Source organism: Nocardia sp. NPDC127606, assembly GCF_042671725.1.
Lineage (GTDB): Bacteria > Actinomycetota > Actinomycetes > Mycobacteriales > Mycobacteriaceae > Nocardia.
The window spans coordinates 1-7936 of record NZ_JBHXWQ010000019.1 but is presented as its reverse complement, the minus strand read 5'-3'; the positions used below and the strand labels follow the sequence as shown (position 1 = coordinate 7936).

Sequence of the window (7936 nt, the reverse complement as noted above, 5' to 3'; positions counted from 1 at the left end):
TCTTTGGCGGAGACGGAGGGATTTGAACCCCCGATGGTTTTACCCATGCTCGCTTTCAAGTCGACTGGTGACGGTCTGCTCATCGTCTACTGACGTCCGTGCCCCTACGCGAAGTGCTGAAATGCTTCCGTGGGGGTCTCGTCGTGTCCAGGGTTGTACGGGCGACTTGTGACAACAAGGTGACAACTCCCCGGGCTAACGTCTCGGCTGACGACGCATCCCACCGGGCAGTGATGGAAATCACACCCCCGTAAACTTGCTTATCCTGTCAGGACTTCAACCTATGTTGTCAATCTATCCTGACACCCGTCGCGGAATCCTGTAACGCAGTGACCACGGACTTTGACAGACGAACCAAAATCGCTTTTCTATCCTGTCAGGACTTCAACTTATGTTGAGAACTTATCCTGTCATCAACGGGCTACATATCCTGTACTCGAACGGGAAACCCATGGTGGCGATGCCCGCGGGTGCATGATCCAATGTGTCTGCCCGGCAAGGAAATAGCGGGCTCAAAGGTCCAGCCCCCACCTGATGCGCAGATGAGGGCTGGTCAGCCCATGAAATCGCGAGACACACAGACAGGATCATCATGCCCGATTCAGGTTTGTCCGTACAGTTCACCCCTCCGCCAAAGGAGCCCGGCTCAACGTACCGCGAGCCAATCGTAAAGATGACGCTCAGCCTTGCAGTTGCCAGCGCAGTCGGATTGCTCGCGGATTGGGGCACAGCGTCAGCAGTGTTTGCCGCTTGCCTCGTGTTCCTCAAGGGCTAGGTCTTGGCCGCGCCTCTAGTTCGCTGGGGCGCGGTCGGTCCCGCCTGTTCCGCAAGGCGCCAGTAGCCGCCGATAACCGACCATGATGCGGCATTGGCCCTGTTCTGGGTTGGGGTGCGCACCAAGGGGCTGGCTCACCTGCCTGCCCCATACGGCCTGCCGTTCACGCGCAGAGGCTCACAGGTCAAGGGTTGCTCAGCAATCAGCGAAGCTGACGCCATCGGCGCCCTTGAGGTGTGAGGAGCGCGGGATCACAATGCAGGCCAACCCAGAACAGGGCCACGCGGCCACCGGTCGCGATACCACCACCCACACCGCGGATTCCGTTCAGCAATTCGTCGCACCTGGTGAGCGGCATGGTGATCGGGAAGTGTGCCGGCGGATTCCGGGTGGACTGGTGACGGCTCGGTGACCGTCTACGCGGGTCCGGCAGTCAGGGCCCTATGGGGCAATCGAGCGAAGCTCGTGCGGCAGCACCGTTCGGGATTCGGCGGGCTGGTGGCCGTCGATCGGGGCATATGCCGGCCGAATCGGGCTCGGGAATTCCGTTCAGCAATCCGCGGTCTGGCTCTCGTCGGCCTCGTCCACTGCTCGGGTCGATGCTGTGGTGAGCCTTCAGAGTTGCGGCGTCTGCTGACAGCGTGTGCGCGTCGCCGACGTGCCGACGCGCCGGGCGGTGAGGTACGAGCAAGCCCGCTGCGCGTCGTAGCGCGGCGGCGGCGCGCACGCGCCGCCGCAGGCGCCTTGACTCTATATAGCGAATTTCAGCAACAACTTGTTGTCGTGATGTGGGCTCGCCAACAAGCCTGCGTCGTTATCGCGGGATCGACCGGTGTTTGGTGTCTCGCTCGGACCATGCTGCGCACCTGTCGACGTACTGCGGCAGAAAGTTCGAACGGAAGTCGGACATGCTCCACACGCCGGGGTCTGTGTCGAGCTGCCAGACGTAGGCCCATGCGTCGGTGCCATCGGTGAGGGTCACACGCTCAAGTGCGTAGTCCTCGTCCTCGAACCGATCAAAGAGCATCCACTCTGCCGCGGTAAGTCCGGTGACGACAAGCCCAGGTGTTCGGCGGGTCTTGTCACGAACCAATCCGGGGTACATGCGTCCCGGCAACGGTGCGGCCACCCAGCCATTGAGCTCCCCAGTCCGGGTATCCGGTACCCGTCCGATCAGCGTCTGAGCCACTTCGGGGACTTGCAGGGTGCCATAGGCGAAGAGTGGCGCGGTGGAGGTCGACGCCAACCCCTCGGGTCCGAAGATGTCGGTTCGGCCGACATGAACGCGGGCGGTTACTGGCATGGCGTGTACCTCCTGAGTGCTCAACGGGCACGTTCGATGTGCTCAACATCCCATCGCACGGTGACAGATTGACCGGGCCGCAGGTAGTTGCGGGTAAGGGTGACGAGCACATCGGTTCCGTCGTTGTCCCACATGAGATCCTCGGACACGGTCTGCTCCGACCCGTTTGCCTGCTCCTCGAGCGCAGCGTACGACAGCAACCGACCAACCGCGTTGTGACGCAGGGTGATCGTGATGTGCCTGGTGTATCTGGGGATACTCTGCCGCCAATAGTGGTCGCTGATGAACCGACCACCGGTGACCTCGTAGGCGACTGTGCCCGTCTCCCCCGGCTGAATCGGCGGCGATATCTGGCACGCGAATTTTGCCATGCCCGGTGTGTCGTGGATGCGCTGAACAAGCACCTTCCGCGATCCGGCCGACTGCGGCGTGATCGTGATCGAGTTCGGTGTGTGCTCGAACCACACCTCGCGCGGGATACGGGTGATTGCTTGAGTACTCATGTTGAACAGCTCATGTGAGTACCGCACGACAGCATGGCCGTCGTCTCCGATCACGATGTCTACCTGCATGGTCAGCTCAACGACCTGACCGGCAAGGCTCGCAAGGCGGGCTGTCTCATCGGGCGACATGCGCAGCACGCGGGCAAGTGCGACAAGCTTCTTGCTGATCCGCTGCATTGAATCGGGGATTTCCTGGCCGACTGAATCCAGCGCCCCGTCTAGCCGAACAGGCCGATGCGGTAGCGAATTGGGCTCGGGTGTCCACTCCGCACGGTGCGCATCGGGCGTCTGGAATGCCTCGTTCACTGCCCGTACCAGCTGTCCAACGCCGGTCGCGTCGGAGATAGGTAGGTCTTCATCGGGCGCGGGATCGAACAGGGCTGCGGCTGTCCATCCCGGAAACATGCCCTCGAGTATCCGGCAAGCGTTGGGGTACGGCAGGCCCTTGAGCTCGCCACCAAGCCATCGGTGTAGCTGCCCACGACTCGGCGCTGTGCCGATCAGCTCGGTGTCGATAGTCCCGGCAACTCGGTCGTACTCACGACAAAAGGTCGAGTACTTCTGCCAATGACGTTCTCGTAGAAGCTTTTTCAGTTGAATCGGCTGCGCACTCATTCGGTCCCCTCCCTGCAACCCTGTGCAGCCAGCCTAGGCGACGCGACACAGACGCAACAGAGACGCGACGGCGGATGACTCAGCCGCGAAAGACGCGACAAGAAGGTGATCGCGGGTGCACATCGCTTGGCCGTTAGCTGGAACTACCACCGGCCGACGATCAACCGAAGGGCATGAGATGCACCATGCAGCACCGCGACTAGCTGCCCTCAGCGTCCGCCTCCAGCCGCTCGACACGTGCAGACAGGTCGGCCGTCTCGGCTTGCAGCTTGCGGAGCTCGACGCGCATGGCCTCAATGTCGGTCACCCCGCCCTCGGGTGGGCACTCCTCGGCGACGAACACGCCGACAGCCGGGGTAACTGTCACCCACCCGTTCTCGCGCAGGTACTGCAACGCCTTCTGTGCCGTCCCCAGCGCGACCGCGTAGTCCTCCGCGATCTGCCGGTTTCCGGGCAAGCGGGCACCGGGAGCCAGTCGGCCATCCCGAATGTCCTGCTTGATCTGCTCGGCAACCCGCTGGTACGCGGCCAATCCCGATCGGTCGATATCCATTCGACCAGCTTACGGGCACTGACCGTCACTGATCTATATCAGACCATTGACAACTGATCCATACTGATACAGACTGATATGTCAGCCCGAACAGCCTCCGATCAGGGGAGACCTAATGAACACGCAAACCGCGACTGCTACCCGGCCGGTCTGCTCGACCAACTCGGTTCGTTCCGACTCCTCGGGCTGGGTTGTCACCTACCCGCCTCGCCCTGCCGCTGGATCGGATCAGGGTCTGTGCGCGGTCTGCCGGACCGATCACCTCGACGGCACTGCCGACCACCTGTTCGAGCTGTCGGAGATGGCCCGTTGCGCCACGGTCGAGCCGTGGGACTACCGCGCCGACGCCCGCGCCTACGGAATGAGCTACTGATGCCGGTCCCTACCCCGCCCCGGATGAACCTCGCTGGCGTGTGCACCTACTGCCTGCGCCGCGACTGCGAAAAGCCCTCGTGCATCGACACCTACGCCGCGACCACCTGGGACATCTGCACACGCTGCGGCGGTACCGAGTACATCGACGGCCACCGCTACCCCGAAGACGCCTCCGAGCGCTGCCGCTGGTGCCACGGCGGTCTGTCCTTCACCCTCACACCCCCGGAGAGGTAATCCCATGTCATCGAATGCTGTTCTGCGAGAAGCGATCCTGAACGCCGGGATGACTCCCGCGATGCTGGCCGAACGTGTCGAGGTCGACGCCAAGACCGTCGAACGGTGGGTATCGCAGGGACGACGCCCGCACCCGATCACCCGTCACCGGGTCGCCTGCGTGGTGGCTCGACCGATGGCCGAGCTGTGGCCCCTGCCCGCCTCTGCTCCGGCGACGGTCCCGGTGTCGGCTCCGGTGGTCGAGGGCGGTGTGTCGTTGGCACAGGTGCTCGATCGCCTCTCGAGCGTGGCCGCTGTCCTGGACCGGCTCACCGACCGTCTGGAGAACCTCGAGAAGGCCACCGGTTCCATGGGGGCCACGGCGTGAGTACCGCACCGATCATCGGCCTGGCCCCTCAACGGGAAACCGCTGCCGACCGCCGGGCAATGCCCGACATCACCGATATCGCCGAACACATGGCCGACAAAGAAGGCGTCTGCGCGCGAGTCGTGCCGATGCGGGCGTTCGACCCGAACACCTCGCGGACTTCCTACGTGGGTGCCCCGTGCAAGGCGACCGTGGCAACGACCTGCCCGGCCTGCGCGAAGGCGAATAAGTACCTGCGTATCACCCAGCTCCGCGAAGGGTGGTGCGCCGACCACGAACCCGTCGACGCCGAACCGGTCGTCACCGAAGCGCAGCAGGCCGTATTCAGTGCTCGCGCAACCCTGTTCACCGAGTACCACGAAGCGCGCCGGACCGAGGAACACGAGCTCGCCGAGTCCATCAAGGCTCTGGTGGCCGACCTCGACACCGAGCTCCGCGAACTCGGCGTGCGTGGTCGTCTCCCGGCCCTGGATGAGAAGCCACGCCGCAAAACCAAGTCCACCCGTCGCCGTGACGGACTGCCCGACCTGCCGCGTCTGAAAGTCGACAAGACGCTGACGATCGGGCAGGCATACGCCGACGGCAAACACCGCCCCTCGACGTTCTTCACCCTCACCCTGGACTCGTTCGGCCGGATCAACCAGGTCTGGGACCCCACAGGGGGCAAGGACGGCAAGGGCGCGATGGTCTCGGATGGTTCCCCGCGTGATCCGGAGTCCTACGACTACACCCGCCAGGCCCGCGACACGATCCACACGGCCCGGTTGTTCTCCAAGTTCATCGAGAACCTGCGTCGCGCGGTGGGTTGGAACGTCCAGTACTTCGCCACGGTCGAACCTCAGCGCCGGGCCGCTCCGCACCTGCATGTGGCGTTGCGTGGCTCGTTCTCCAAGAAACTGCTCGCTCAGGTCACCGCGGCTACCTACGTCAATATCTGGTGGCCTCACTTCGACAAGGCTGTCTACGGCGAAGGTCGGATGCCGGTCTGGGACTATTCCGCCGGCACTTTCGCCGACCCCCGGACCGGTCGACCGTTGACCTACTGGGATGACGCGCTGGCGGTGATGGACGAGGTAGACGAACTCGATCCCGCGCACACGCTCAAGTTCGGCGCGCAGTCCAAGCCCATCCAGATCCTGGCCAACACCGACAGCATGGACTACAGCGTGCGGTACCTGACCAAGTACCTCACCAAGAGCCTCGGTGAGCTCCTGACCCCTGGTTCTCGTCGGGTGGCCGAGCACTACGACCGGCTCCACGCGGAGTTGCAGCACACTCCGTGCTCACCTCGCTGCGGGGTCTGGCTGCTCTACGGCATCGTTCCCAAGGGCGCCAGCGAGAACACCCAACCGGGCAAGTGCAACAGCAAAGCCCACCGCCGCGACACCCTCGGACTGCCCGGTCAACGGTGCTTGGTCTCCAACAACTGGACCGGCAAAACCCTGCCCGACCACAAGGCCGAACGCATGGAATTCGTGCGTCAGCAGCTCGCCGCTGTCGGCATCTACCCGCCCGATACCTCGCACCTGCGGATCACCCCCGTTCGTCCCGGTGACAAGGACGCACCGCCTCGCGCGCAACTGGTGATGGACCTGGTGAACAGGCGGATCAGCCAACGCGCCCAGTACACGATGGCCCGTCTCGCGCAGGACGAGGGACCACCCGGTGTTTCACGTGAAACCGTTGTGCCACAACAAGATTCGTCCATTCAGCAATCCGCAGCATAGGGAGGAACTCGTCATGTCCAAGCTTCTCAACGAGACCGAAGTCCGCAAGCTGATCCCGATCGGGCACAGCAAGTACTACGAGCTGATCGGGTCCGGTGCGTTGCGCTCGGTCAAGATCGGTCGTCGTCGCCTCGTGTCCGAGCAGGCCGTCGCCGACTACATCGCCGAACTCGACGGCATGGACCGGGCGGCATGAGCAGGCGGCAGCTCCCCCCGCAGATCGAAAAGATCACGCTCAAGAGCGGGGCGATCCGGTACCAGGTGACCACCGAAGCCGGAACTGACCCGGTGACCGGCAAGCGTCGGCAGACCCGGAAGCGCTACCGGACCGAGAAGGAAGCCCGCGATGCTCTGGGCTCGGTGGCCTCTGCGGTGTCTCAGGGGGCCTACGTCGCGCGGTCGACAATGACAGTCGAGCAGGCGTGCAAGGAATGGCTCGATGGCAAGCGCGTCGCCAAGAGCACCAAGGCGGCCTACCGTCACGCCCTGCAACCGCTCCGGGATCGCCACGGTGCGTTGCCTGTTCAGCAACTCTCCAAGGCGCACCTCGACGACCTCGTGAGCGACCTGCAAGACGGGGAGTTCGTCTACGCGCACGGTCGGCCCTGCAAGACGTGGAATGCGCAGACCATCAATCCCATGCTTCGGCTTACTGGCAAGGTGCTGGTGTCGCAGATGGGGCAGGGCCGGTTGGCGCGCAATGTCGCTGATCTGGTCGACCGGGTTCCGGGGTCACGCAAAGAGATGGAGACCTACAGCGCCGCCGATGTTCGCAAGGTGCTCGCGATAGCTGATCGGGCCCGAGATGGGCTGGCGTGGCACCTCGCCTTGACCGGCCTTCGTCGTGGCGAGATCTGCGGATTGCGTTGGGCTGATGTGGATTTCGCGGCTGGAACGGTGAAGATCGAGAACACGCGAATCCAGGTGGACGGCAAGGTGATCGAGAAGACCACCAAGACCGAGAAGTCACGCCGCACACTGCCGCTCACGCCCGCGATCACTGTGGCGCTCAAACGGGCGAGAGCGATTCAGGCGGCCGAAAAGCTCGAACTGGGCTCGGCCTACGGATCGGGCGAATATGCCGTGAGCGACGGGGCTGGGGACCCTGCCGACCCGTCTCGGATGTCTCGGGAGTGGCACCGGGTCTGTGAAGCTGCCGGGGTCCGCCATCTGCGCCTGCACGATGCTCGGCATACCTGCGGGACGCTGCTGCACCTACAGAACGTGCCGATCGCGGTAGTCTCTGCCTGGTTGGGCCACTGCGATGCCGCGTTCACGATGCGCACCTACGTCCACAGCCAGCCCGACGCGCTCGCCGATGCTGCCCGCAGTTTGAACGCGGTTGTGACAAACCGTGACAAGACCGGGCCTGCTCGACCGATCCGAACTCGGCCACGCCGCAAGTCCGCTGGCTGACCTGCGGGTCTTTGGCGGAGACGGAGGGATTTGAACCCCCGATGGTTTTACCCATGCTCGCTTTCAAG

Annotated in this window: 9 protein-coding genes; 6 read left to right on the top strand and 3 right to left on the bottom strand. The window is 63.7% G+C overall.

All coding sequences use genetic code 11. From position 1 onward, the window contains the following. Nucleotides 1–1589 precede the first annotated feature (1589 nt). The 3 genes from ACFVJ5_RS35725 to ACFVJ5_RS35715 form a co-directional block, all read right to left on the bottom strand. Nucleotides 1590–2078: a gamma-glutamylcyclotransferase family protein gene (locus ACFVJ5_RS35725; RefSeq protein ID WP_379227172.1), complete on the bottom strand. Its 489-nt coding sequence runs from the start codon at nucleotides 2076–2078 to the stop codon at nucleotides 1590–1592. 20 nt (nucleotides 2079–2098) lie between these two features. Next, nucleotides 2099–3196, bottom strand: coding sequence for a hypothetical protein (locus ACFVJ5_RS35720; protein ID WP_379227170.1), 1098 nt, complete (start codon nucleotides 3194–3196; stop codon nucleotides 2099–2101). A 199-nt stretch (nucleotides 3197–3395) separates the two neighbouring features. Then, a complete protein-coding gene (locus tag ACFVJ5_RS35715; protein WP_379227168.1) occupies nucleotides 3396–3749 on the bottom strand; it encodes a GntR family transcriptional regulator in 354 nt (117 codons plus the stop codon). A 115-nt stretch (nucleotides 3750–3864) separates the two neighbouring features. Here ACFVJ5_RS35715 and ACFVJ5_RS35710 point away from each other — a divergent pair, with 115 nt between their 5' ends. The 6 genes from ACFVJ5_RS35710 to ACFVJ5_RS35685 are packed head-to-tail and all read left to right on the top strand — an operon-like array spanning nucleotide 3865 to nucleotide 7868. Beyond that, nucleotides 3865–4122, top strand: a complete 258-nt coding sequence (locus tag ACFVJ5_RS35710) for a hypothetical protein (RefSeq protein ID WP_379227166.1) — start codon at nucleotides 3865–3867, stop codon at nucleotides 4120–4122. Further along, entirely contained in the window at nucleotides 4122–4358 is a 237-nt protein-coding gene (locus tag ACFVJ5_RS35705; protein ID WP_379227164.1) for a hypothetical protein, read from the top strand. Before ACFVJ5_RS35710 ends, ACFVJ5_RS35705 begins: the two co-directional genes overlap by 1 nt. A gap of 4 nt (nucleotides 4359–4362) precedes the next feature. Further along, complete coding sequence (locus tag ACFVJ5_RS35700) at nucleotides 4363–4725, top strand: helix-turn-helix domain-containing protein (RefSeq protein ID WP_379227162.1); 363 nt, start codon at nucleotides 4363–4365, stop codon at nucleotides 4723–4725. After that, nucleotides 4722–6452 (top strand): replication initiator, encoded by a 1731-nt coding sequence (locus tag ACFVJ5_RS35695; protein WP_379227160.1) that lies wholly within the window; start codon nucleotides 4722–4724, stop codon nucleotides 6450–6452. Before ACFVJ5_RS35700 ends, ACFVJ5_RS35695 begins: the two co-directional genes overlap by 4 nt. A gap of 13 nt (nucleotides 6453–6465) precedes the next feature. Continuing rightward, nucleotides 6466–6648: an excisionase family DNA-binding protein gene (locus ACFVJ5_RS35690; protein ID WP_379227158.1), complete on the top strand. Its 183-nt coding sequence runs from the start codon at nucleotides 6466–6468 to the stop codon at nucleotides 6646–6648. Further along, a complete protein-coding gene (locus tag ACFVJ5_RS35685) occupies nucleotides 6645–7868 on the top strand; it encodes a tyrosine-type recombinase/integrase (protein ID WP_379227156.1) in 1224 nt (407 codons plus the stop codon). The genes ACFVJ5_RS35690 and ACFVJ5_RS35685 overlap by 4 nt, the downstream gene beginning before the upstream one ends. Nucleotides 7869–7936: the final 68 nt, after the last annotated feature.

Coding starts and splice junctions, on each gene's coding strand:
- ACFVJ5_RS35725 (WP_379227172.1), bottom strand. CDS start 2,078: ATGCCAGTAACCGCCCGCGTTCATGTCGGCCGAACCGACATCTTCGGA.
- ACFVJ5_RS35710 (WP_379227166.1), top strand. CDS start 3,865: ATGAACACGCAAACCGCGACTGCTACCCGGCCGGTCTGCTCGACCAAC.
- ACFVJ5_RS35720 (WP_379227170.1), bottom strand. CDS start 3,196: ATGAGTGCGCAGCCGATTCAACTGAAAAAGCTTCTACGAGAACGTCAT.
- ACFVJ5_RS35705 (WP_379227164.1), top strand. CDS start 4,122: ATGCCGGTCCCTACCCCGCCCCGGATGAACCTCGCTGGCGTGTGCACC.
- ACFVJ5_RS35690 (WP_379227158.1), top strand. CDS start 6,466: ATGTCCAAGCTTCTCAACGAGACCGAAGTCCGCAAGCTGATCCCGATC.
- ACFVJ5_RS35700 (WP_379227162.1), top strand. CDS start 4,363: ATGTCATCGAATGCTGTTCTGCGAGAAGCGATCCTGAACGCCGGGATG.
- ACFVJ5_RS35685 (WP_379227156.1), top strand. CDS start 6,645: ATGAGCAGGCGGCAGCTCCCCCCGCAGATCGAAAAGATCACGCTCAAG.
- ACFVJ5_RS35715 (WP_379227168.1), bottom strand. CDS start 3,749: ATGGATATCGACCGATCGGGATTGGCCGCGTACCAGCGGGTTGCCGAG.